The organism is Labrenzia sp. THAF191a, from assembly GCF_009363335.1.
Taxonomy (GTDB): Bacteria; Pseudomonadota; Alphaproteobacteria; order Rhizobiales; family Stappiaceae; genus Roseibium; species Roseibium algicola.
The window spans coordinates 197,464-221,831 of the sequence record NZ_CP045335.1; the positions used below are offsets into that span (position 1 = coordinate 197,464).

Here is a 24,368-nt window from a genome sequence, read left to right on the forward strand (position 1 = left end):
TGAGTATTCGGTTTATAATTGCCGTACTTTCATTATCGACTTTTCTTGTGTCGGGTCTCTCGGCCGAACAGTACAGGCTGTCCGGCGGTGAGACACTGGAACTGCGTGCCGGCGCCTGGGATGCCAGAAACAAGACATTTGCCAACTGGGATGGCGTGGCCGGTTCCTACAAGATGGCACCGGACGGCAATATTCATGTCCCGATTGCGGGAGCCGTGGAAGTTGTTGGCAAGACCCTGGACGAGGTCGCGGATACTATTGCCAGCCGCATGCAGCGCATCGTCGGCTTGACGGAATTACCCGCGGTCTCCGTCGAAGTATCCCGGTATGCCCCGGTGTTCGTGGGCGGAGCGGTTACGGCTCCCGGACAATTCGACTTCATCCCCGGCATGACGGTCGAGAAGGCCCTGGCTATTGCCGGTGGCTATTATCGCCTGCCGAACGAAGAGGGGACACAACAGACCTCGCTCACCCGAATAACGGGAGAGATCAATCAGCTCCGCGGAACCGCATCCAAACTGTTGCAGCAGGAGAAAAGGCTCGAGCAGGAAGTGCAGCTCTATTCGGCGGAGACATTGCCAGACGCCGTGGAGTCGCAATCATCCGATCCTGTGCAGTCGAAGATCCTTTCCGCCAACATCAAGGTGATCAAGGCCGAGCTTCAGAGCCTCAAGGATCTTCGTGTCCTGCTGAACGAGAAAATCTCTCAACTGTCCGAAGAAATCGTCTTGCGTGACAACCAGATCGAACTGGCCCGCAAGGATCTCGCATCGATGGAGCATCTGAAGGACAAGGGGCTGGCCGTGACGACCCGCGTGTCCTCTGCCAATACGGCGCTCAACGATCTGGAGGCAAAACGTCTGCAGCTCGAAGTCGCCCGTCTCGACGCGCAGCAGCGTCTCAATCTTGCATCGAGAGACGCCGCGACCCTGTTCGACAGGACCCGCGGGGAAAAGCTCTCCGAACTCACGGAGGTGAAATCAAAGCGTTTCGAGGTCGAATCCCGTCTTGAGCTGGCCCGAAAGGTCTACGCCGAGACGCTGTCCGCGAACTCTGTTGATACCACCGCCCAGGACAGCATTGTCACACCTTCCTACAGGATATCGCGGCTCGAGAACGGCGAGATGCAGAGCCTGGACGTCGACCTGAATGCTTTCATGCGTCCGGGCGACAGTCTGACCATCAACCTGACGATTTCTGAACCAGCGTCCAAGTAGGTCCGGAGCAGTGATGAGACGCATTCGAATATTATTTCCGTTCGTAGGCGGACCTGTCCTGGGCGGCAGCCACATTTCGGCGCTCAGCCTTGCCGCCGCCCTGGATCCGAACCGTTTCGAGGCACGTGTCCTCGTCCATTTCGAACCTGGCGCCATTGGCCAAAAGGCGCGGGAGCTTGGGCTCGATTACGAGGTGCTGGAGGACACGCCACTGATGTCGTCGCCCGGCCTGCCTCTGCCCGGCCGAGTAGGAGGGCTCGGCTATCTGACGCGAACACTGCCGGCCTTGCGACGAACGCTGAAAAAGATCGATCCCGATATCGTGCATACGAACGAAGGACGCATGCACGCCAACTGGATCTTGCCCAGCAAACTGTCTGGTTGTCGCCACCTCTGGCATCATCGCCAGGATCCGGCCGCGAAAGGGGCGAACACGCTCGCCCCCTTGCTCGCCGACCATATCGTGAGCGTTTCACATTACGCCATGCCATCGCGTCCGATCCGGCCGATTGGCGACCGTGCAATCGTGATCCGAAGTCCTTTCGATTTTCCAGCCATTCGGCCCGATCGCACAAATTCCCATGACAAGCTTTGCGACGAACTCGGTCTGCCAAGGGACGCGGTGCTGCTCGGGTATTTCGGCTCGATCATCAAACGCAAACGTCCCGACGGCTTTGTTCGGGCGGTCGATGCGGCTCGCCGCGCCTTGCCGTCACGTCAGGTGCACGGATTGCTGTTTGGCGATACCGTCGATGCAACCCGGGGCCTGGACGAAACCTGCAAGGCGCTGGTCAGAATCCTGGGACTGAACGACAATTTTCATTTCATGGGCTTCCGCTCACCGGTTTTCGAGGCAATGAGCGGTGTCGATGTCATGCTTGTTCCGGCTGTCAACGAGCCATTCGGCCGGACCCTGATCGAGAGCATGTATCTGGGGACGCCCGTCGTCGCGACACGGCACGGTGGCAACATCGAAGCGATCGAGGACGGTCTGACGGGGTTCCTTGTTGAGCCGGACGATCCGGAGAGCTTTGTCGAACCTATTTGCAAACTGCTCAGTGACCCTTTGTTGCAAACCCGGATTGCCGACGCTGCGCAGGCTGATGCCGCGGCCAAGTATGGCGCCGAACGCCATGTTTCCGAAATTTCCCGCCTTTACGAACAGCTCGTTGAAGGCACCCAGGTAGCAGGTACCGCATATGCTTGACTCAAACATACGATTTCTGATTTTCGGCGCGGCCAAGTCCGCAACAACCTGGCTGCAAAGATCTCTGGAGCGCAGTCCGACGATATCGATGCCCAGCCCGGAGCTGCATTACTTTTCCGATGAGTATCACCGTGGAGCGGACTGGTACCTGTCTCAATTCGACTTCAGTAAACCGGACGCAATCGTCGGAGAGAAGTCGAATACCTATCTCACGCAGCCCGAGGCGGCAGAGCGCATCCGGCGGGACCTTCCCGATGTCCGGCTGATCGTTCAGATGCGGGAACCTTCGGCGCGTGCCTACTCCGATTACTGCATGCTCTTGCGACGCGGGGAGGTGTCTCGAAACATCGAGGATCATCTCGACCCGGCGAAGGCCGCAGGACAGCGTTTCATCAACGACGGCCGTTATGCCCTGCATCTTCGCCGGTTCTACGACCTGTTTCCGCCGGAGCAGATCCTGCTGCTGCTGTTCGAGGATATCCGGCGCCAGCCTGAAAATCAGCTCGCCCGCCTTGCCACTCATATCGGTCACGAGGCACCGCTGGCTCCTCCGGTAGACAGCAAGGTGAAAGACAAGAACGCAGCCATCGTTCCACTGCCTCTGCGCAAGGTCCTGAAGCCGTTTCGCCCCGTTCTGGACGGCGTTCGGCATACCAGGCCAATGAAGGTGCTTCGCGATGCCGTCGCCCGGCCACAGGAATACCCGCCGTTGAGCCCCGATCTGGAAAAAAGGCTGCAGGACTTCTTCGCTCCGGAAGTCAGCGAACTTGAACAGCGGATCGGCAGACCCCTCGACGTCTGGCAGGGTGCACGAAAGGCGTGACCTGATGGACTACGTTGGCAGCGAAGGTGCTGGACTGGAGGCTGGAACGGGCACTGCCGCACCGGTCATGCATGTGATTACGAATTTCGCCGCCAGCGGCGGAGCGGAAACGATGCTGGCAAGACTTCTGGCGGCGACATCCGAACCGGCAATCGTGGTCCCTCTGATCGGCGTTTCAGAGCGCAACCTGAGTTTGGCCGGACGTCCGGACGTGGAATATCATCCGCTCAACGCACGCGGAGCGGTGCACATGCCGGGTGCAATCTTGAAACTGACAGGGCTGATGCGGGAGAAGCGCCCGCGAGCAGTGCTGTGCTGGATGTATCATGCGATGGTTGTCGGCACCTTGTCGGCGCGCCTGGCCGGGGCGCCGCCCGTCTTCTGGACGGTGCGCCAGGCACTTGACGATCCGCGCAGCCTGACGCGAAGCACGCGCCTCGCTGTCGCAGGGGCACGCATGCTATCGTCTCGCGCTGCCGGCATCGTTTACAATTCGACACGGGCTAGAGAGCAGCACGAACAGTATGGCTATGCCGCACGGTTCGGAAAGGTCATCCCGAACGGCGTCGTGGTTCCCGAGCAGGCGGACCCCACGCCGCGCAAGGCCCGTGTGTTCGGTATAGCCGCGCGCTTTCATCCTCAAAAGGACCACTTGAACTTCTTCCGGGCCGCAGCGCAGATGGCCGCACAATTTCCCGATGCCCGCTTTGTTGCCGCAGGTTTCGGTCTTGATGACCGCAACAGCGAAGTTATGGCCATGATTGAAGACGCAGGGCTTGATCCGGCACGTCTGAAATTGCTGGGAGAGCTGCGTGACATGGGTGATTTCTATTCGCAGATAGATGTTCTCGTCCTGTCGTCCAGAACGGAAGGGTTCCCGAATGTCGTCGCCGAAGCCATGAGCCATGCCCGCCCGGTGGTCACCACCAATGTCGGCGACGCCGCACTTGTTGTTGCGGATACCGGCAAGGTTGTTTCACCAGGCGATCCGGATGCGCTGTGTGATGCGATGGCCGAATTTGCCCGAATGCCCTCCGATGAGCTTGCCGACCTCGGAAAAAGGGCTCGACAACGCATCGTGGAGAACTACCAGGTGAAGCACATTCTCGGTGAATACCAGGAGGTTCTGTCGCAGCACGGCCCAGCATGAAGGCACACTTGCGGCCCACAGTTAGCTATTTCATCGAAACCGTCTGGACCGTCAACGCGCCGTCGAGTTCATCCAGCGACGTTATTTCGACATGGGCCGCGTGCGCATCATCTTTCGCGTGCGGCGGATGCACGGCGCCCGCCCGCCGGATCTGAACGGTGATCCAGCCGCGCGCTTTTGGCGTCACGAAGTCCTTGGCGGGATTGTCGGCGACGTAGACCATCGGCCCGTCGTCTGCTGCAAGTCCTTCCATTTCCTCGTAAGCGCGGGGGTGTGGTTTGCCATATCCCTGAGGCCAGTCTCCGGTCTTGCGGATATTCTCAATCCAGCGGTCAAGACCAAGGGCAACGATCTTGGCGTTTTGAGTTTCCGCCGGACCGTCCGTAATCAGACCGAACGGACCGCGGTGACGCTCGAGAAAACGCACCGCGTCCGGAGCCAGCGCAATCTGCGGCGGGTGGCCGCGGTAAGCCGCAACAAGATCAGCGATCAAATGGCTGTCGCCGCAGTGCCCGAGCCTTTCAAGCGCGCGGTTGAAGATCTGGCGCCGCTCGCCTTCCTCGAACAACACCTTGCAGGCCTTGCCAAAGCCTTCCAGGCTTTCGCGTTCTTTCGCCCAACCGTCGAGAAAACGATAGCCGCTGAACGCAAACTCCCGCTCCAGATAGAGCGTATCGTCCAGATCAAAAACAATCATCGCAATCCGCCAGTTAACGAATGTGAGGTCGACCGGACAACGCTACCGGCCAGGGTTTCTACTGCCAGAACAGAGCCGAGGTGCGGGTTCTGACAAAAGACCATTGCGGCTCCGGCAAACCTGCGACGATCAGCCGTCGTAGATCGCGCTGTCGTATCGGAGCATTTTGACATTTTCTCGCCAGTCATCGTTTGCGCTGCACGGGAGGCCCGACACTTCCTCAAGAAGCCATTGTGCAAAACGCGCGCCGGCATGGTCTGCCAAGGGATACCCGCCCCCGAATCTCGCATTGATTTCAATGACACGCGGTCCCAGCTCCGGGTCGTCGATCACCTGGAAACAGGCCACGCCGGTCAGGCTCGGCAAGGCCCGGTGCACGCCTTCGGCGATTTGCCGGAAGTCATCCCGTCGCACCGTTCTTCCCTTCTCGACTTCACCCGCGCGGATCTGGATGCGCAGATGAGGAACCACCGTTCGCAGGCTGCCGCCTGAATCGACGAACATGTTGATCGTGTATTCCGGGCCACGCAGAAACTGCTGAAAGACCATTGGTTCCTCAAAACGACCGGGCAGCTCTTCGATAGCCTGAAAGACCTGCAGACCCCGGCTGGCGCTGCCGCCGCTCGGCTTGGCAAACACCGGCCAGCCGAGTGCGTCCGGATCGGACAGCAACGCTTCATGTCCCAGCGATTTCGGCACCGGCACGCCTGCAGCCTCGAGCATTTCAGACGTCAGCCGCTTGTCCCTCACAATTTCGATGACTTCAGTCGGCGCCACATGCACCCGCGCTCCCAGTTGGGTGAACGCGTCGGACACGCAGGCAAGTGCCATCAACTCCGTGTCAATCGTCGGAACCACCAGATCGACCCGATTGTCACGCACAATGTCGAGGATAGCGTTGGCATAGCTCGGGTCGTCGCAACGCGGCACCGCAAACGCCTGATCCGCAGCTGCGCATGCCGCACTTAAATCCGGAGCGAGGTCACAAGCTAGAATTTCCAGCTGGATTCCCAGATGGTCGGCAGCAGATCGGAAACATTGAAGCAAACCTACGCGGCGTCCCGCAGAACAAAGCAGCAATCGTAAATTTTTGACCGGCACAACAAATTCTCCGGAAATGTGAGAGGCAATTCAAATGGAATATCAATTCAGTATACGCGGCAATTTCGACCGCAGAGAGAATATAACCAGCCTTGGCTAGTTTGTGAATTCAGATTCAAGAACGTAATGAAGTCAGCGTGATCTTTTTGATTGTTGAAATTCACCTGCGTAACAAAGTTGCCGGCATGCTCATCCTGGTGTCGTCACGTTGCTGGAAACGCTTCAGCCTTTCCACGTTTCTCAACGTCCCCCTGCGGTTCCTTGATCGAGACAAGGCCGGTGAGAAGCAGTGCGATGAGGTCTGCCTGACGATTGGTGCCGGTCTTTTCGAAGAGATTGCGCAAATGAAAAGCGACTGTTGTCGGTGCGATTGAAAGCTCCTGCGCGATGTCTTCCTTTCGCCGCCCCTGCGCCAACGCGCGGGCGACCTCCGATTCAGTCGGCGTCAGATCGAACAGGCCTGCCAGGATCTCGTCCGGCATCCTTGGCCGATGCGCGAGATCCGAAATGAAAATCACCGCCTTCGCGTCATCGTTCGGCAGTCCTGTACTGTCCGGAAGCGAACAGACCGTAAGCAGAAAATCACGGCGTCCGGACGGTCTTTGCACCGTCAGGCTGGCAAGGTGGTCCTGGCCCTTGCAGGCAGCCTCACAGGCGCTCGCCAGCAGTTTCCTGATATCGTTGGCAAGCTGCGATGAACCGGTATGGAGCGTCCGGTCAATTACCAGCCCGTCCCTGGCCATATGAATTTCCCGCGCTGCTCGATTTGCGAAGACGACACCGGACAACGACACCAGCACGATACCGAAGGAAAGCACGTTGAGAACGCTCTCCATGCCGTTCATTCCAAGCGATCGGTCCGATCCACTGCCTGCCAGGGCCTGCCGAAGCGTTTCCAGTTCGTTTTTTTGCCTGTCGTCGATCCGGCTGACCTGGCGCAAGCGAGCCTCGATCGTCGCCAGCAACAGGTCATAGTCTATCGGTTTGACCAGATAATCGTCCGCACCCGCGCGCTTGCCATGAATGATCTCGTCGCGCTGGTTTAGCGCCGTCAGGAAAACGAATGGAACATCTGCGAGGTGCGTGTGCCTGCCTCTGACGGTTTCGAGCAAGCCGTAACCATCGAGCCGGGGCATGGAGATATCGCACAAGATGAGATGCGGGCGGACCGTTTCCAGCACGTCCAGCGCTTCACGGCCATCAGCTGCACCGACCGCGTCATAGCCTGCAGCGGAAAGTTCATCGATGATGTCCTGGCGAAGATGGCACTGGTCCTCAACACAGAGAACCGTCAGTTTCGAACCGGATTTGGGCATCGATTGCATCAACTGCTCTTTGAACCAGACCACGTTGAAATCCGACCATGATGAACCCGATAGTCGGTTCCATGGATGGCGGCGTCAATGGGCGGTCTTTCTTGACGCGATTTCATTCACCTGTCCCCGTTCAAACGCAGGGGGACAGTATTCACGTTCGACAATATTCTCCCGCCATATTGCAACAGAGCGTTCAAGGAGACGCCAGATATGTGGGATTTTTCTATCGGCCGTGCATTAGGCCTGATGTTTCAGACACTGCCCTTCATCATCTTGCGCATGGCGGTCTATTTCGGAGCTGCCGTTGCCTACATTCTTGCAACGGGTGTCGGCGCCGGCGTCGGCTGGGGCATCGGCGGGTTCGGCGATGCCGATTTCCAGGCAACGACCACGACCTGGGGCGGTGTCATCGGGTTCGGTGCGGTCGCCGTCGTGATGTATCTGCTGAGAGAATACGTTCTGTATGTCGTCAAGGCCGGGCACATTGCCGTTCTGGTCAAGCTGCTCGACGGCAAGGAGATGCCGGGCGGCCGGTCGCAGATCGCCTACGCCCGCGAAGAAGTCTCTCAAAGGTTTATGCTGGCCAGTGTGCTTTTTGGTGTCGACCAGCTGATAAAGGGCGTGCTGCGCGCAATCACGGGCCTGGTGCGGGGCGTCTTCACGCTTCTGCCGATCCCCGGCGCTCGGCAACTTATCTCGATTGCCGAGGCCTTCCTGCGCATTGCGGTCGGTTTCATCGACGAGGTTATCCTCGCCTATACGATCCGGACAAATTCGGAAAACGTGTGGGCTTCGTCCCGGAGCGGGCTGGTGCTTTACGCCCAGAATTACAAACCGATGCTGAAGAATGCCGCCTGGCTCACTCTTATCGTCTACGGCCTGTCCTTTCTTGTATTCCTCGTCATGTTGGCTCCGGCCGCCCTGGTCGCATATCTCGTTCCAGGCAGCTGGTCTGCGGGCGGCATCGTGTTTGCAATTTTGTTCGCGTGGTCCGTCAAGTCCGCTTTGCTGGAGCCTTTTGCAGTCACCTGCATCATGGAGGTCTACTTCCGGACAATCGAAGGGCAACAGCCTGATCCAGCCTGGGAAGCCAAGCTCGAACAGCTTTCGACAAAATTTTCCAGTCTGAAGGAAAAGGCGGCGTCCTATCAGCCTCCCCGGATCAACGATCCTGTCAAGGCGGCTGGCTGATTATCACGCACGCAGTCAGGTCTGCCTTGTCCTGTCCGCACCGGCATCCAGCATCCGGCATCCGGCATCCGGCATCCGGCAAATCAGCGCCCTGTTTCTTGTTGTTCGCGTAGCGGGAACTCGGGACAGGGCGAAATGTGCAATTTTCGGCGTGGTCAACATCGGAGGTCTGGCATCGGTTGAATGTTTGCAACATCGACAACCGGTGCCATAATAATTTTTTTGACCTTTGCGGGCCCGATCATTGATTGAAGCATTTGAAAAACAAGCGTTACCGGCAACGAGACGAAAAGACATGGCAGCGGCGTTGTGCCGGTGTTGCAGTCACGTTGGCTGCTCCGTCAGGTTCACAATTCTGCTTTCTTCCCTCAAACGGTCAAAGGCATTTGCAGGGACAATGCTCATGCTGATCGGTGTCGGTTTATCCGTTCCGACAGCTCGATCGGAAAATGTGTCACTGACCGCCCCAGCAGGCGAAGTCCGACTGACAGTCACCGGCAATATCCGCAAGACAAACTCGGAGGGCACTGCGCTTCTTGACGATGCAATGCTGGAAGCACTGCCCCGTCACACCCTCGAGACCTCAACTGTCGTCACGGATGGCGTAAAACGCTTCGACGGCTTCCTGATGCGCGACCTGCTTGAATTCGTCGGCGCCGACGGCAAGACGGTTACCGCCAGTGCGCTCAACGATTATACCATCGACATCCCGATGGAAGACTTCGTGCGGTACGATGTTCTTGTCGCAACCCATATGGATGGCGAACGGCTACAACCCTCGGATAAGGGCCCTTTCTGGATCGTCTATCCCCGGGACGAGCATTCCGATCTTCAGGACATCCGTTACGACTATCGCTGGGTGTGGCAGTTGATCCAACTGAAGATCAAATGACGCGCAGGAGCGACCTTGTCGCCTATATCGTCGCAGGCACTGCATCCGTTGCCTTCGTCTTGCTGCTCGTTTTTTCCCTCGCACGGCTTCTCGATACCGAAGCGGAATTGCGGCGCAACGAGGGGGACAACATGCTGTGGGCGATCTCACGAACGCAGTCCGCGGCGCTCCTGCTGGATGCCGAGGTTTCCCGTCATGTCGGCAGCATCTCCCGCAAGGCGGCTGAACTGGACAAACGATACAACGTGATGCTTAGCCGCTTGAACCTCTTATCGGAGGGGCCTCAACAACGCTACATGCGAGAGCTGGGCCTGGACGGCGAGCTGGAAAAGGTGACTGGGTCGCTACGAGCGCTTGAGGCAAAAATCCTGGACATGTCGTATGGCGACGTCCAGACGGCTACTGCCGTTCATGTCCTTCTCCAGCCCTTGATTGAGGATCTCGGCCGCGCCGGAAACCAGTCCATGGTCCGGCAATGGGAGGCAACGGGTGCGCGGCTCGACAATCAACGTGCCGCAATCGTGCAGGTCATCATTTCCATCGTGGCGATCATTGTTCTCGGTGCCTTTCTGTCCTTCACGATGTTGCGGGCGATGGCCGAACAGCAACGCATCCGGCTGTCGCTCTTGCGTGAACGCGAAACCGCCGAGATCTACCGCAGTTTCGTTGCTCTGGTTTCTCACCAGTTTCGAACGCCGCTCGCCGTCATCGATTCCGCGATGCAGCGCGTCTTGCGAAGCGGGAACCAGATGCCAACTGAGGAAATCAGGCAACGGGCAAGCCAGGTGCGCTCCGAAGTCCGGGGCCTGACAAGCCTGCTGGAAGCGACGCTGGATGTCATACGGCTTGAAGAAAGACAGGTGACGGCCAAGCCCGGAAACTGCCATTTCGAGGATCTCATTCAACGGGTGATCGCCCGTCAGAGAGAAGAGACACCGGAGCGGGCGTTTTCCCTGGAAATTGGCAACAAGGTTCCCCAATCGATCGAGACGGACCAGTTGCTGGCGGAACAGATCCTCGACAATCTTCTATCGAATGCGGTGAAGTATTCGCCGGTTACCGAGCCGGTTTCAGTGAGTGTCCGGGCGCAGAACAGGTCCATTTTCATCTCCGTGCACGATCGGGGTGTTGGTATTCCCCCGGAGGAGCAGGAGCGCGTGTTCAGCCGCTTCTTTCGCGGTAACGGCACTGCGGGAATTCCCGGCACGGGTATCGGGCTCAACATCTCTTCCCAGGTTGCCAGGTTGCTCGGGGGAGAGTTGTCTTTTGAAAGTCAGGCGGGAATAGGATCGACCTTTACTTTGAAACTGCCGGAGAAATGGCCGGGTGTGCAATAGATGGCGTTCTTGTCACCAAAACTGCTATGAGACTGGATTCACGGCTTTTGTTCGCACGTGAAGTGCGAACATTGATCTGAGCACAGACCTACTTGCGCAGATTCTGCGAAATCAGGATCTGAGCTCGGAATCCATCAGTTTCCAGGGGAGGGGAAATGAAGCGCAAAAAACCACTTGTGACCCTGCGCGATGTGGCAGAGGCAACCGGTGTCAACGTGTCGACAGTTTCGCGCGTGCTTCAGAACAAGGGACGTGTTTCCCAAAAGACCAGAACCCATATTCTGGAAACAGCCGAACGACTCGGCTATCACGGCAACCCGGTTGCGAGAGCCCTGAAAACCGCAAAATCCTCGACACTTTTGATGGTTGTCCCGCAGATCGAAAACCCGATCTTTGCGTCGGCGATTGTGGGAGCCGAAATCGAGGCACGCGAGAAAGGTTTTGCCCTTCTGGTCTCCTATGACAAGGGGGATGGGCGCGAGATCATCACGGACATTTCTCGATCAAGCATCATCGAGGGTGTCATCATCGCGAGTTTCGATGAGGATGACCGGTTGCGACAGATGCTGAACAGCACGGGATTGCCGCATGTGATCCTCAACCGACATCTGGCCGGTGACCGGAATTGCGTTGCGATCGATACCCGCGAGGCGGCCCGCATCGGGGTTGAGCACCTCATCGCCATGGGGCATCGCCGGATCGGGCATCTGGCCGGGCGGCTCGGCCGGTTCAATGGCGACATGCGGCGTCAGGGTTGGCAACAGGCTCTTGAAGCCGCCGGCCTCGACCACGGCGAGGAATTCGTTGCCCAGGCAGGCTATGATCCTGCAGCCGTACCTGCTGCCGTCGACAAACTGCTGGCCTGCGGCGTGACCGCAATTCACGCCGCGACGCTGCTGACCGCGGCTGCGGCCATCGCCAGATTGCACGAACTCAAGCTCCGTGTGCCGGAAGATGTTTCCGTCGTCACAATGCATGACGACCTGCTTGCCCGGGTCGTTTATCCCCAGGTGACCACAGTGGCTTTACCCTCCCAGGAAATGGGCCGCGCGGCAGCCAGCCGGCTCATCGACCTGATCCAGGGAACTGCGCCCGACGAGGGCTCAGCGCTCGAAAGTCTCCTTCTTCCTCCAGGCGATCTCATCGTGCGCGCATCGGTCGCCTCCATCTGAAAATCAGCAAACCGGGCTTGACATCCAGACCAAAGTGCAATTGTTTGTGTTTGAGCAAACGTTTGCCCAACACGATTTCTAACAATCCGATTGGGCATGGAGGAGGAAAAATCTTTGAGTAATCGTGATCTCGTTTCCGAGCTTTCGGAGCTGGTCGGTGCGGAAAACGTCCTGGTGGACGAAGGTTCGCGCGCCGGCTATGCACACGACCGTCTGCCCTATGCGAACTTCCGTGCAAGGGAAGGCGCGCTGGTCGGTACGCTGCCAGGCCTCGTCGTGCGCCCCGCCACAACGGAGCAGGTCTCGGCAATTGTCGGGAAGGCAAGCAAGGCAGATCACCCCCTCATTCCCTATGGCAGCGGCTCCGGTGTCCTCGGCGGGATCATTCCCCTGGGCGGCGAAGTCATGCTCGACATGCAGCGCATGAACCGCATCCTGAAGATCGACCGGGACAACCATCTGGTAACGGTCGAAGCCGGCATGAACGGCGAAGTGTTCGAAGACGCGCTGAACGCAGAAGGTTTTACATCCGGTCATCTGCCGCAATCGCTGACCATCTCGACGGTCGGCGGGTGGGCCGCCTGCCGCGGCGGTGGTCAGGAATCGAGCCGCTTCGGTAAAATCGAGAACATTGTTGTTGGTCTCAAGGCGGTCATGCCGGATGGGCGCGTGCTGGAAATCAGGCCGCTTCCCAAGCGAGCCTCCGGACCATCGGTTCTCGATATCATCGTCGGCAGTGAAGGCACGCTTGCCGTCATAACGGAACTGACCCTGCGCATCTGGACGCTGCCGCCCGCCGAAGAGGCCATCGTGCTGGCACTTCCCGATCGCACCGCAGCCCTCTCGCTTGCCAAGCGCATCATGCAGGCGGGGCTGCATCCGCGCATCGTTCGTCTCTATGATGAAAAGGAAACCGCCTCGCGCACCGAAGACATCAGTGCTTTTGAAACGCGCCCGGTGATGGCCAACATCGTGGTTTGCGGCGAAGAAGCCATTGTGGCTGCAGAAGCTGCACTGGTACGCGAGTTTGCAAAGAGCGTGGATGCCGTGGAAACGGAAACACGTCCCTTCGACGAATGGCGGGCAAAGCGCTACGTCTCCATTACGAAACAGTGGCTTGATAAAGGCTACTACAACGACACGCTCGAAGTCTCGGTGAACTGGAGCAAGGCTTCGTCGCTTTACGACACGATCGCAGCCCGGATTGCTGCGGAGGTCTCCAAGGACGCTCATTTCAGTGCCCACTGGTCGCATGTCTATCCGGAAGGCGTGTGCCAATACATGACCTTGCGCCTACCTCCCATGGATCAGTCTGCAGCCTTGCCGCTGCATGAAAAAATGTGGGACATCGTCAACGGTGAAACGCTCGCGCATGGCGGCTCGATCGCTCACCACCATGGAAGCGGCCTTTTCCGCGGACCCTGGATGGACGGAGAGCACGGCGTCGGAATGGATATTCTGCGCGGTATCAAGGCCTCCGTTGATCCGCAAAACCTCTTCAATCCCGGCAAACTCGGCTTTCCACCGCGCGCCGGCTCCATCGATCCGTACCGGGACAGGGGTGCCAATGTCTGACGCCCTTTTGCTTGGGATCGACCTCGGAGCAGGATCGCTCAAGTCGACGGTCATCACCACGGACGGGAAGGTCGTGGCTTCGGCCTCCTGTCCGGTCGAAACACTCACACCGAAACCCGGATTCAGCGAACAGGATCCGGAAGGCTGGTGGTCGGCACTCGTCACATCCCTGCAGAAGATCTGGCAGGGCGGCCTGGAGCCGCATCGCATTGTTGCGCTTTCCCTGACGGCCGGAGCTCACACCCACGTGCTCGAAGACGGGTCAGGCAGCACATTGCGGCCCGCAATCATGTGGAATGACCAGCGTTCCGGTTCTCAGGTGGTGCGGGAAAGAGCAGCGCGCGGGGCTCAGATCCTCGACCTCTCGGGCAATCGCATCAGCCCCACCTGGACACTGCCGCAACTGATCTGGTTGCAGGAAGAAGCGCCGGAGACACACGGCCGCATCCGCCGGCTTCGCCCGGCCAAGGATTGGCTGCGCCGTCGTCTCGACGGCAGCGATGCAACCGACATCACGGATGCCTGGGGGCTCATGCTTGCCGATGCGCGATCAGGGGGCTGGTCTTCCGAACTCTGCGCGATGGGAGGGCTTGAAACCGAAGTTCTTCCGGAAATAGTTGCATCAACGGCGACGACGGGGACCGTGACACCAAGGGCTGCTCAGGAAACCGGTTTGCAGGAAGGCACACCGGTCATTTGCGGAACCTCCGATACCAATGCGGAAACCTATGCAGCAGGCATGACGCGCAAAGGCATCGGAGCCCTGAAGCTCGCCACGGCGGGCACGGTCTCTACATTGACGGACGCTCCCCGTTTTTCCGATGATGTCATTCATTACCCGCATCTGGTGTCCGATCATCACTACTCGATCCTGGGAACCAACTCGTGCGCCTCGGCCCATCGCTGGCTGCGTGACGCGCTTTTCTCGGACATGGGTTTCGAGGGCATGGATGCCAAAGCTGCCGAAGTCCCTGCAGGGTCGGAAGGTTTGCTTTTTCATCCCTACCTCAACGGCGAGCGGAGCCCCTACTGGGACCCCGACTTGCGCGCTTCTTTCGTAGGGCTGGGGTTCCAGCACGGAGCACCGCATTTCTGCCGGGCTCTCTATGAAGGCGTTGCCTATACGCTGCGCGATTGCCTGTCCGTTCTGCAACAGCGCGGCATGGGCTTCACCACCGCCCGTCTCGTCGGCGGGGGGACACGCAGTGCCTTGTGGCGGCAGATCATTGCGGATGTCACAGGACTGACGATCGAAGTTCCCGCCGAAGGCGACGCGTCCTTCGGTGCAGCGCTTATCGCGGGCATTGGTGCGGGCGTTTTCTCTGACACGGACGACGCTGCCCGCGTCATCCGCGTGGCAGAGACTTTGACGCCCGATACCCGGGCAGCGGCGATTTACGATGAAGGCTTCGTTCGGTTCCGGGAGGCAAAGGAAGCCCTCACACCGATCAACCACAAAACCGTGCGGGCAACCGGGGAGGCCAAGTAATGGCGGAAGTCAGTCTGCGCAAACTGCGCAAGACCTATGGGGCCGTGGTTGCGGTGGAAGGTGTCGACCTTGAGATCGCCAAGGGCGAACTCATCGTTCTGCTCGGCCCTTCCGGGTGCGGGAAATCGACAACCCTGCGCATGGTCGCGGGGTTGGAAACGATCAGCGCCGGGGAACTGCATATCGGAGGCCGGAACGTGACCACCCTGGAGCCCAAGGACCGTGACATCGCCATGGTGTTCCAGAACTACGCGCTTTATCCGCACAAGACCATTCGCGGCAACATGTCGTTTGGTCTCAAGATGCGCGGCATGAAAGGGGGCGAGATCTCCAGGCGGGTCGACGCTGCAGCGGAAATGCTGGACATCACGCACCTGCTCAACCGCAAGCCGGGCCAGCTTTCAGGCGGACAGATGCAGCGTGTCGCACTCGGCCGCGCCCTTGTTCGCGACCCGGCGGTGTTTCTGCTCGATGAACCGCTGTCCAACCTGGATGCGAAGCTTCGCTCCAGGATGCGGGAGGAAATCGCCCTTCTTCAGCGGCGTATCGGAAAGGCAATGCTTTACGTCACGCACGATCAAACGGAGGCAATGACCCTTGCCGACCGGATCGTCATCATGCGCGACGGACATGTGCAGCAGATCGGCTCGCCGCTGGAGGTATACGACCGGCCGGCAAACGCCTTTGTCGCGGGCTTCATCGGCTCGCCCGAAATGAACCTCGTTGAAGCTGACCTCAAGAACGGTTTTCTCAGCCTGTCGGCTGGTGTCTCCGTTCCTGCCGGAAGTGATACCGGTGAGCGGGAGGTGATTGCCGGCATTCGACCGGAAGCCATCACGATTTCCGACGAAGGTCCGGAGTTCGCGGTCCGGGGCATCGAACAGCTCGGCTCGCAAACGCTTTTCATCGGCGAGACGGCTGGTCATCGCCTGCGGGTCATGACCCAGCGCAGGGACGACATCAAGGTTGGTGAGAGCGTTCATCTCGCTCTTCCCGCAGCAGCAATCCACCTGTTTGACCGCGCCAGCGGTGAACGCCTCGAGATGCCGGGAGGGGCAGCTTGAACAAAAGGGTTTAGCCGCACCTGAAAGCGGTCAATTGGAGGAGAAACATGACTAAGAGCAAATTCGAAACAGGTCTCTGGACTAGACGCCAGGCCCTCAAGACCATGGGTATCGCCGGCGCCGGGCTGGCAGCCTCGTCCCTTGCGGCCCCGGCGCTCCGCGCCCAGGGCAACAAGCCCATCCGGTTTTTGAACTGTGAAACGGGCAAGGACACGCTCGCCTTTTTCTCGAAGGTGGCCAAGGAATACCAGGAAAAGACCGGCGTTGAGGTCGTCATCGATTCCGTACCGCTTGGCGAAAGCTTCACCAAGATCACCAATGGCATTCGCTCCGGAACCCCTTATGACGTGGCAAACGTCGGTTTCATCGGCCACGTGCTGCTATTGGCCGAGCAGGAACAAATCGTCCCCTTGAACGAGCTGACGGACGAATACCAGTGGGGGAACAACATCCTCTTCCCCATCGACAACAAGGTTTACTGGTACCCGTTCGACTACAACCTTGCGCTGATCTATTACCGCAAGGATCTTTATGAGACGAATGGTCTGTCCCTGCCAAACACGTGGGATGCGTTCGTCCAGAACAGCGAGGCGCTTGTCCAGGGCCGCCAGAAAGGCGCGTTGTTCCCGATCGGATCGAACGGTGCAACCAACTGGATGTCGTTTGCCTTCCTTTGGGCCGAGGGCGTCAAGCTGTTCGACGACCAATGGAACGTGATCCTGGACAACGACGAGATGAAGCCTCGGGTAGCCGCCTACCTCGACTTCATGACCAAGCTCTACGGGACGATGCCTCCGGGTGCTCTTCAGGCCAGCTACTCCGATGTCCTGTCCAACCTGGTTGGTGGTGCCGTGGCCCACGGAGCCTATGCCGGACGTGTTCTGGAAGCTGCAGAGCGGGACAACCCGACCCTGGCCGAGAACCTTGGCGTCATGCCCTACATGGATATGTCCGGAAAGCAAAAGGCGGTCAGCCACGGCTACGACGGCTGGGTGGTCCTGAAGACGGACAACACTGGTCCGGCAATGGATTTCATGCGGTGGCTTACGACCGATCGCATGGTCGACTTCCTGCATACCGCACCGGTTCACTTCCAGCCGACGCGACTTGATATCTATGAAGACCAGCGTTGGCGCGACAACGCCATGATCCAGAAATACTCTGGTGTGGTCGAGCAGATGCGAGAACTTGTGACCGACGAGTCTGTTGTGCTCACGTCCATTGATACGCAAGGCCCGGCGCCTGACGTCAGACCCGGCAAGGTGTTCGAGTCCTTCGTCATGCCTGAAATGCTGCAGAACAAGATCCTTCGCGAGATGGATTCTGCAGAGGCCGTCGATCAGGCCGCAGCCAAAATGCGTGAAGTGATCAAGTGACGAAACGGGAGGGGAGCGGAAGCTCCCCTCACTTTCACACCATCTGGAGTTCGTGAATGACTCGCTGGTTGTTGCCGGGTTTTCTCGGTATCGGGTTTCTTGCGACCCTTGTCCTGATTGTCGGGCCTGCGCTTTATGCGGTTTCGCTCAGCTTTTATGACATGCCGTCGCTTACGGCCGATCCGGTCTGGGTCGGCTTCGCAAAATACGCCAAGGTTCTTGCAAGCGCAGAGTTCTGGAACGCGCTTTGGAACGGCTTCGTCTATGCCGGGTTGGCGATTGTCCTGCAGGTGGTGCTGGGCATCGGCTTCGCGTTGCTCTTGAACCAGAATTTCATCGGCCGCTCTCTGCTGCGCGGACTGACATTCCTGCCGTATCTTCTGCCGACGGTGGTCGCCGTCCTGGTCTTCAAGTGGATGGTTGACGGCTCGCTCGGCATCATCACCGTTCTGATGGATGACCTGGGCCTGCCGCCGATCTACTGGTTCGAGACCGAGACCGCATCCATGACGTCCGTCATCCTGATTTCGGTCTGGTTGTGGACCCCGTTCGTCACCACGACCTTTCTCGCAGGGCTGCAGACAGTTCCGACCCAACTCTATGAAGCGGCGCGCGTAGACGGTGCCGGGCCCGTTCGGCGTTTCTTTCACGTGACCCTGCCGTCGCTGCGCCCGATCCTGACGGTCATCATTCTTCTGCGGGGCGTGTGGATGTTCAACAAGTTCGACGTCATCTGGCTGACGACGGGTGGCGGTCCGCTTGGTGCCACGGAACATCTGCCGGTCCTGTCCTACCGGGAGGCATTTGCCCTTTATGACATCGGCAGCGGCGCAGCGATCGCAACGCTTTCCTTCTTCGTCCTGATGGTCGCCGTTGCAATCTATTTCCGGGTGTTCCCGATGGAGGAAGGCAAATGAGTGGACAAATCCAGGCTCGCCGCGTTGCCGGCCGGGCGGGACTTTACTTCGCGGTGATCGTTCTAGCGGTCTACAGCGCCTTTCCCATCTACTGGATGGTCGTTTCTTCCCTGCGCCCCACGCAGGAAATGCTCATGAACCCGTCTCTGGTACCGCAGCGATGGACGCTTGAGTATTACACCAGCCTGTTGGCGCAGACCGACTATCCGCGGCAGTTCCTCAACAGTCTCATTGTTGCGGTGACCACCGTTGCCCTGACAATGCTTCTGTCCGTCATGATCGCCTATGGCGTCACCCGCCAGCGCATTCGCGGCAAACAGATGATCATCGCCGGCATGCTCTATGCCTACATGTTCCCGCCGCTGCTGCTGGCAATCCCGCTTTACGCAATGTTCGCGGCAATCGGCCTCAACGATACGCTGCTGTCGCTTGTCATTTCCCACCTGACCATCACGATGCCGCTCGGCGTCTGGTTCCTGTGGGGGTTCTTCAAGACAATGCCCTTCGAGCTTGAGGAAGCAGCCATGGTGGACGGCTGCACGCGCCTGGGTGCTTTCCTGCGTGTTGTGCTGCCGCTGTCGGTGCCCGGGCTGGTAACGGTCGCGATCTTCGCCTTTCTCCTTTCCTGGACCGACTACACCTTTGCCCTGGTCATGATCGGATCGGACGCGAACAAGACGGTGCCCCTGGGTCTGGCTTCGATGATCGGCGCCTTTGACCTGAGATGGGGAGATATCATGGCCGGCTCCACACTGATTGCCATGCCGTTGTTCATAGCGTTCATCACGCTCTCTCGTTACTTCGTCCAGGGCCTGACCGCCGGTGCGGTGAAAGGATAACTCATGACAATGCGCATTCTGGGCGCTCCACTGCGCTATGTGCAGGGACCGGGAGCCATCGACCGCCTGGCCGAGGAAATTGCCATCATTGGCGGTGGCCCTGCGGCGGTGGTCATTGATCCGGTAGCCCGCGACCTGCTTGGTGAACGCATCAGCTCCCAGCTTCCCGACGCCCGCCTCATGGAATTCGGGGGGGAATGTACCGCGGCGGAAATCTCCGCCAGGGCAAGGGAAGCCGGTGATGCCCGGCTACTTGTCGGCATCGGTGGGGGCAAGGCGATCGACACCGCCAAGGGAGCTGCAATCGAGCGCGGTCTGCCGGTTGCCATTGTGCCGACCATCGCTTCCAACGACAGCCCGACCAGCCACATTGCCGTTGTCTATACGCCGGACCATGCGGTTGAGGGCGTCCGTCACATGAAGACCAACCCCTCCCTTGTCCTGGTCGACACGGCAGTCATCGCCGGAGCACCGCGTCGCTTTCTGGCGGCCGGTATTGGCGATGCGATGTCAAAGCCGTATGAGCTGGCAGGCGCTCTTGCCGGAGGTGGTCTCAACTTCTTTGCTGGCCGTCCAACGGAACTCACCCAGGCCATTGTCGCGCGTGCCCGCGACATTCTGCTTGCCGATAGCGAAGCGGCGATGTCGGCCGAAGGCCCGAACGAAGCTTTCGAGCGCGTGGTGGAGGCCACCGTGCTTCTCAGCGGTCTTGCCTTTGAAAGCGGAGGGTTGTCGATAGCCCACGCGATGGTGCGCGGCCTGTCGGTCACACCGGCGTTCTCTGGGTTGCTGCACGGGGAAATGGTCGCTCTCGGCACCTTGACACAACTGGCAGCCGGGCAGGGGGCCAATGAGGAAATTCGCACCCTTGCAGCCTTCTTCCGACGGATAAATCTGCCCACATCCTTCGCAGAATTCGGCGTCACCGGCGCAGCGGAACTGAAGCATATTGCCGAGGTTGCGCTCACAGCCCCCTATGCGCCGAACTACTACCGCAAACTCGGCGTCTCCGACCTCGTTCGCGCGATGCAACTGCTCGACGAAGGACATTGATCGATGCCGCCATCAAGAAATGTTGTGGTCACCGGCGGAGGTACAGGTATCGGTCTTGCGACAACGCAGCTTTTGACCGAACGCGGCTGGCAGGTAACGGCCGCAGGCCTGGAACGGGAGGAAGGCTTTCCGCAAGCTGCCCGGTTTGTCGAGGTTGACGTTACTGATGAGGCCGCGCTTGCCCATCTCCTTGAAGAAGAGCAAGAGCTCGGCGGCCTGGTCACCTGCGCGGGCACGATCCAGTACAGCCGGGAATGGGACGCTGCGGTATTCGAGAAGGTGATGGCGGTGAATGTTACCGGCGTGCTCACCTCCTGTACGGCCGCGCGCGATGCGCTTCAACGCGGCAACGGTTCCGTCGTCAACATCGCCTCCATGTGGAGCTGGTTCGGCAACCCCGTAGCGCCTGCTTACGGCACCAGCAAGGGGGCGGTCGCTGCCCTCACCCGATCCCTTGCCGTTGCCTGGGGAGGAACCGGTATAAGGGTCAACGCGGTCGCACCGGGTTGGGTGGAAACACGCATTTCCGAAGGCGCGCGATCAGACCCGGCACGGCGCGCACGGATCGACGCCCGCATCCCGATCGGCCGTTGGGCCGCGACGGTGGAGATTGCGCGGGTCGTCGCGTTCCTTCTTTCTGAAGACGCTTCCTACGTTCATGGCGCGATCGTTCCGGTAGACGGTGGCTATCTGGCGGCGTGAACCATCCAAGGTATTGCGTCGCTGCGGCATGCTTAAAACGCCAGAAAGCGTTGCCGGTTCTGTTCTTCCAAACCCGGCAACGCCTTCTGATTTTAAGGTCACGCGACAGCCGCTTTAGAGTACGCGTTCTTCCCGGAACGCTCGTCCGAAGGACTGCAGCACAGGATCCAGCAGATAGCGCATCGGCGTATGAGCTCCTGTTTGAATAAAGACCTGCGCGGGCATGCCTGGCACCAGCTCAAAACCGCCTCCGGCTTCCCGGATGTCGTCGGACGTAACCCTGACCCGCACCGTGTAGTATTGCTCTCCCGTCTGCTCGTCCGTTTCGGCGTCCGCACCAACCTGGAAGACTTCCCCTGTCAAGGGCTTCATGTGCCGCCCCATGAAGGAGGTGAGCTGAACTTTGGCGTCCATCCCGATCATCACGTTGTCGATGTCGGACGTACGCAGGCGCGTATCGAGGATGAGTTCCTCGTTCTCTGGCACGATCGTGATGATCGGTTCACCCGGCCGCACGACACCGCCGACCGTCTTGTAGTTGACCTTGAGCACCCGCCCCTCGATCGGAGAGACGATCTCTGTGCGGTTCAGGATGTCCGAAGTCGCGGAAAGCGCCTCGTCGGCTTGCGCAATCTCCGCGTTGATTTCCGACAACTCCTTGGCCACCTTTTCGCGTTCTTCGCTGAGGGCCGTCAGTTCCGCGATCTTGATTTCCTCGATCTTCTGCCGCGCACGAGCGATCGTTGATCCTATGGCATTGCGCTCCGACCACAGTTCGGCCCGTTTGCGTTGCAGAACCAGAAGCTCGGGCTGCCGCATCAGACCTTTGTCCATCAGGACCTTTTTGCTATCCAGCTCCTTGTCAAGCAGCAGGATCTGATCATCCATGCCGTCTATCTGGGCTTTCAGGCTGCTGATCTCGGCTTCAACCTGGCCTGCCTGCACATGATAGGTCGACTGCTGCCTTCCCAGCAGCTCGCGCCGTACCTTGAATTTTGTAATCTCGTTGGCGACGAACTGCGTGTAACTCTTGTCGGCCGACATGACCGACGGCATCTGGACCTCAAAGGTTTCATCGCCACGCTCTTGCGCCAGCAGCCGGTCTCTGGTCACCACATAGCGTTGGTGCTTGCGGTAGATCGACAGATAGTTCGCCGTTGCCAATGCCTGGTCAAGAACCATGAGAAGCTGACCGTCCTTGACGACATCGCCCTCCTTGACATTGAGATGGCGTACAATTCCGCCTTCCAGATGCTGCACCACGCGCAAGCTTCCGTCCGGACTGACCTTGCCGGCGGCGATGGCGGCTGACGACAGCTCCGCGAAACTTGCCCAAATTCCCGTGCCGAAGAAACAAACCGCGACGACCAACGAACCCATGATCCAGTGTTGCCGGATGGAGCGACGGAGGGACGACGCCGGGTTATTTTGCTCTTTCATCACTGACCTCCCTGAGTTTCGTTGGCCGGCGAAGCGCCTTTCGCTTGCGCCGGCTGGACCTTGCCAAGTTTCTGCAGGATATCGCTGACCGGGCGGATGGCGTGCTTCATGAACTCCTCGCCGGTTTGCGTCTTTTGAATTGTGCCGTCCGCAAGGGTGATGATCAGATCGACTTTCGAGAGCGCCGAGGGTCTGTGGCTTACAATGATGACCGTGCAGCCCTGTTCCCGAAGGAGCACAAGGCACTCCTGAAGCGAGGCTTCGCCATCACTGTCCAGGTTGGAATTCGGTTCATCGAGGATGATCAGCTTGGGCTTGTTGTAGATCGCCCTGGCCAGCCCAACGCGTTGGGCCTGTCCGCCGGACAGACGAAGTCCGCCCGGGCCGATCAGGGTTTCATAGCCGTTCGGCAGAGCGTTGATCATGTCGTGGCAACCGGCAAGGCGCGCGGCAGTCACAACCTTTTCATCATCCGGCTCGCCCATCCGGGCGATGTTTTCCTTCACAGTGCCGTATAGCAGTTCCACGGACTGCGACAGGTAGCCAATGTTCCGGCCGAGTTGCTGCGGGTCCCAATTGCGCATGGCGACACCGTCAAGACGGACCGAACCGGAACTCGGATCCATTGCGCCAATCAACAATTTGCACAAGGTGCTCTTGCCGGAGCCGGAATGGCCGACGATTGCATTCAGGGTTGCCGGCTTGATATCGATCGTGATGTTGCGCAGCAAAGGCCGTTCCTGGCCTGAAACGAGCAGATTGACACCTTTGAGCTGCAGGTGCCCACTGGGTTCCGGCTGCTGGGTCCGGTCGAAGTGGAGCGGAGCTGCCAGAAAAATATCGTTCAGCCGACGATGGGACTGCATCGCGCCGACGATGCCTCGCCAGGCGCCGATGGCCTGTTCGGCAGGCGCAAGCGCGCGCCCCATGATGATTGACGCTGCAATCATGCCACCCGGGGTGATTTCACCCAGCGTGGCAAAATAGGCACCGAGACCAAGGACACTGATCTGCGCCGTGAACCGGATGAACTTGGTGATCGCGGCGGTCTTCGCTGAAAAAGCGGCAACGGCGAAAGTCGAATTGGCCACCAGTTCGTTGTCGTTCCGGTAGCGGGCGAGAACGCCAGGCAGCATTCCCATGCTGTAGACGCTTTCCGCGTGTTGCGTCGCGATGTCAATCGTCTGCTGTGCCCGCACGCGAGCCGCCGCAGCACCCGCCATCCGGCGGCGGGTGACCGTGTCGTTGATACCTGCGATTATCACAAGCAGCACACCGGCCGCGATGGCGACGAAGCCGAGGGCAGGGTGGATGAGAATAATGGCACCGACAAAGAAGGGCACCCAGGGCCCATCGAAGAAAGGCAGCACGCTCGAACTGCCAACAAATTGCCGGATGGTTGCCAGGTCGTTCATTGCATGCGAGTGGGACTTGCCCGTCGACCTGGCCGTCTGGATGACGGCATGCAGCAGGTCGGCATGTACGGTTTCATCCCACCATTTCGCTATGCTGGCGAGGATGGAGCCGCGGATTGCATCAAGAACCGCAATCACAGCCAGAAAAAAAATCACGATCATCGTCAGGAAGACAAGTGTCTCGAGGTGGCCGCTCTGCATCACCCGGTCGAAGATCTGCTGCATGTAGAGGGGTGAGGCCAGAGTTCCGAGATTGACAAAGATCGAAAAGAAACCAACGGCAAGAAACCCGGCCCAGGAAGAGCGATAAACCTTGAGAGCGGGATAAACGCTTTCCCTTGCGCTGCGTACAGCCATGTAGACTCTCCAAAAAAAACATAAAAAAGAAGAGAGGA

21 protein-coding genes are annotated in these 24,368 nt (G+C 59.1%); 16 read left to right on the forward strand and 5 right to left on the reverse strand.

Annotation, left to right across the window (positions count from 1 at the left end):
- The first annotated feature begins 47 nt into the window (after positions 1-47).
- Genes FIV05_RS29330 through FIV05_RS29345 form a run of 4 tightly spaced genes read left to right on the forward strand, consistent with a single transcriptional unit; the run spans position 48 to position 4,397 of the window.
- The gene (locus tag FIV05_RS29330) at positions 48-1,217 is read left to right on the forward strand and encodes a polysaccharide biosynthesis/export family protein (RefSeq protein ID WP_173014031.1); all 1,170 of its coding nucleotides are present in this window, start codon (positions 48-50) and stop codon (positions 1,215-1,217) included.
- 13 nt (positions 1,218-1,230) lie between these two features.
- On the forward strand, positions 1,231-2,424 hold the full coding sequence (locus FIV05_RS29335) for a glycosyltransferase family 4 protein (protein WP_152512431.1): 1,194 nt from the start codon (positions 1,231-1,233) through the stop codon (positions 2,422-2,424).
- Entirely contained in the window at positions 2,417-3,247 is an 831-nt protein-coding gene (locus FIV05_RS29340; protein ID WP_152512430.1) for a sulfotransferase, read from the forward strand. Before FIV05_RS29335 ends, FIV05_RS29340 begins: the two co-directional genes overlap by 8 nt.
- Before the next feature lie 4 nt (positions 3,248-3,251).
- Positions 3,252-4,397: a glycosyltransferase gene (locus FIV05_RS29345; protein WP_152512429.1), complete on the forward strand. Its 1,146-nt coding sequence runs from the start codon at positions 3,252-3,254 to the stop codon at positions 4,395-4,397.
- 25 nt (positions 4,398-4,422) lie between these two features.
- Here the strand turns inward: FIV05_RS29345 and FIV05_RS29350 are convergent, their stop codons facing one another.
- The 3 genes from FIV05_RS29350 to FIV05_RS29360 all read right to left on the reverse strand — a co-directional run bounded on the left by FIV05_RS29350 (position 4,423) and on the right by FIV05_RS29360 (position 7,520).
- Positions 4,423-5,094 (reverse strand): HAD family hydrolase, encoded by a 672-nt coding sequence (locus FIV05_RS29350; protein ID WP_152512428.1) that lies wholly within the window; start codon positions 5,092-5,094, stop codon positions 4,423-4,425.
- Between the two features lie 129 nt (positions 5,095-5,223).
- On the reverse strand, positions 5,224-6,195 hold the full coding sequence (locus FIV05_RS29355; RefSeq protein ID WP_286202329.1) for an ATP-grasp domain-containing protein: 972 nt from the start codon (positions 6,193-6,195) through the stop codon (positions 5,224-5,226).
- A 203-nt stretch (positions 6,196-6,398) separates the two neighbouring features.
- Positions 6,399-7,520, reverse strand: a complete 1,122-nt coding sequence (locus tag FIV05_RS29360; RefSeq protein ID WP_152512427.1) for a response regulator — start codon at positions 7,518-7,520, stop codon at positions 6,399-6,401.
- Positions 7,521-7,721: 201 nt separating this feature from the next.
- Here FIV05_RS29360 and FIV05_RS29365 point away from each other — a divergent pair, with 201 nt between their 5' ends.
- From FIV05_RS29365 to FIV05_RS29420, 12 genes are all read left to right on the forward strand, one after another.
- The gene (locus tag FIV05_RS29365; protein WP_152512426.1) at positions 7,722-8,702 is read left to right on the forward strand and encodes a hypothetical protein; all 981 of its coding nucleotides are present in this window, start codon (positions 7,722-7,724) and stop codon (positions 8,700-8,702) included.
- Positions 8,703-9,105: 403 nt separating this feature from the next.
- Positions 9,106-9,594 carry a molybdopterin-dependent oxidoreductase gene (locus FIV05_RS29370; protein WP_286202328.1) on the forward strand — a complete coding sequence of 163 codons (489 nt, stop codon included), beginning with the start codon at positions 9,106-9,108 and terminating at the stop codon, positions 9,592-9,594.
- The gene (locus FIV05_RS29375) at positions 9,591-10,931 is read left to right on the forward strand and encodes a HAMP domain-containing sensor histidine kinase (protein ID WP_152512424.1); all 1,341 of its coding nucleotides are present in this window, start codon (positions 9,591-9,593) and stop codon (positions 10,929-10,931) included. Before FIV05_RS29370 ends, FIV05_RS29375 begins: the two co-directional genes overlap by 4 nt.
- Positions 10,932-11,086: 155 nt before the next feature.
- Positions 11,087-12,103: a LacI family DNA-binding transcriptional regulator gene (locus FIV05_RS29380; protein WP_022999577.1), complete on the forward strand. Its 1,017-nt coding sequence runs from the start codon at positions 11,087-11,089 to the stop codon at positions 12,101-12,103.
- A gap of 114 nt (positions 12,104-12,217) precedes the next feature.
- Complete coding sequence (locus tag FIV05_RS29385) at positions 12,218-13,678, forward strand: FAD-binding oxidoreductase (protein WP_173014032.1); 1,461 nt, start codon at positions 12,218-12,220, stop codon at positions 13,676-13,678.
- Positions 13,671-15,167, forward strand: coding sequence for a xylulokinase (locus FIV05_RS29390; RefSeq protein WP_286202327.1), 1,497 nt, complete (start codon positions 13,671-13,673; stop codon positions 15,165-15,167). Before FIV05_RS29385 ends, FIV05_RS29390 begins: the two co-directional genes overlap by 8 nt.
- Positions 15,167-16,231, forward strand: coding sequence for a sn-glycerol-3-phosphate ABC transporter ATP-binding protein UgpC (gene ugpC, locus FIV05_RS29395; RefSeq protein WP_152512421.1), 1,065 nt, complete (start codon positions 15,167-15,169; stop codon positions 16,229-16,231). Before FIV05_RS29390 ends, ugpC begins: the two co-directional genes overlap by 1 nt.
- A 47-nt stretch (positions 16,232-16,278) precedes the next feature.
- The gene (locus tag FIV05_RS29400) at positions 16,279-17,607 is read left to right on the forward strand and encodes an extracellular solute-binding protein (RefSeq protein WP_077293872.1); all 1,329 of its coding nucleotides are present in this window, start codon (positions 16,279-16,281) and stop codon (positions 17,605-17,607) included.
- 56 nt (positions 17,608-17,663) lie between these two features.
- Positions 17,664-18,524: a sugar ABC transporter permease gene (locus FIV05_RS29405; protein WP_022999582.1), complete on the forward strand. Its 861-nt coding sequence runs from the start codon at positions 17,664-17,666 to the stop codon at positions 18,522-18,524.
- Positions 18,521-19,363 carry a carbohydrate ABC transporter permease gene (locus FIV05_RS29410; protein WP_022999583.1) on the forward strand — a complete coding sequence of 281 codons (843 nt, stop codon included), beginning with the start codon at positions 18,521-18,523 and terminating at the stop codon, positions 19,361-19,363. Before FIV05_RS29405 ends, FIV05_RS29410 begins: the two co-directional genes overlap by 4 nt.
- Before the next feature lie 3 nt (positions 19,364-19,366).
- Positions 19,367-20,416 (forward strand): glycerol dehydrogenase, encoded by a 1,050-nt coding sequence (locus FIV05_RS29415; protein WP_152512420.1) that lies wholly within the window; start codon positions 19,367-19,369, stop codon positions 20,414-20,416.
- Between the two features lie 3 nt (positions 20,417-20,419).
- Complete coding sequence (locus tag FIV05_RS29420) at positions 20,420-21,118, forward strand: SDR family oxidoreductase (protein WP_152512419.1); 699 nt, start codon at positions 20,420-20,422, stop codon at positions 21,116-21,118.
- A gap of 114 nt (positions 21,119-21,232) precedes the next feature.
- Here FIV05_RS29420 and FIV05_RS29425 read toward each other — a convergent pair whose 3' ends face one another.
- Positions 21,233-22,558, reverse strand: a complete 1,326-nt coding sequence (locus tag FIV05_RS29425; RefSeq protein WP_152512418.1) for an HlyD family type I secretion periplasmic adaptor subunit — start codon at positions 22,556-22,558, stop codon at positions 21,233-21,235.
- Complete coding sequence (locus tag FIV05_RS29430) at positions 22,558-24,330, reverse strand: type I secretion system permease/ATPase (RefSeq protein WP_152507966.1); 1,773 nt, start codon at positions 24,328-24,330, stop codon at positions 22,558-22,560. Before FIV05_RS29430 ends, FIV05_RS29425 begins: the two co-directional genes overlap by 1 nt.
- Between the last annotated feature and the right edge of the window lie 38 nt (positions 24,331-24,368).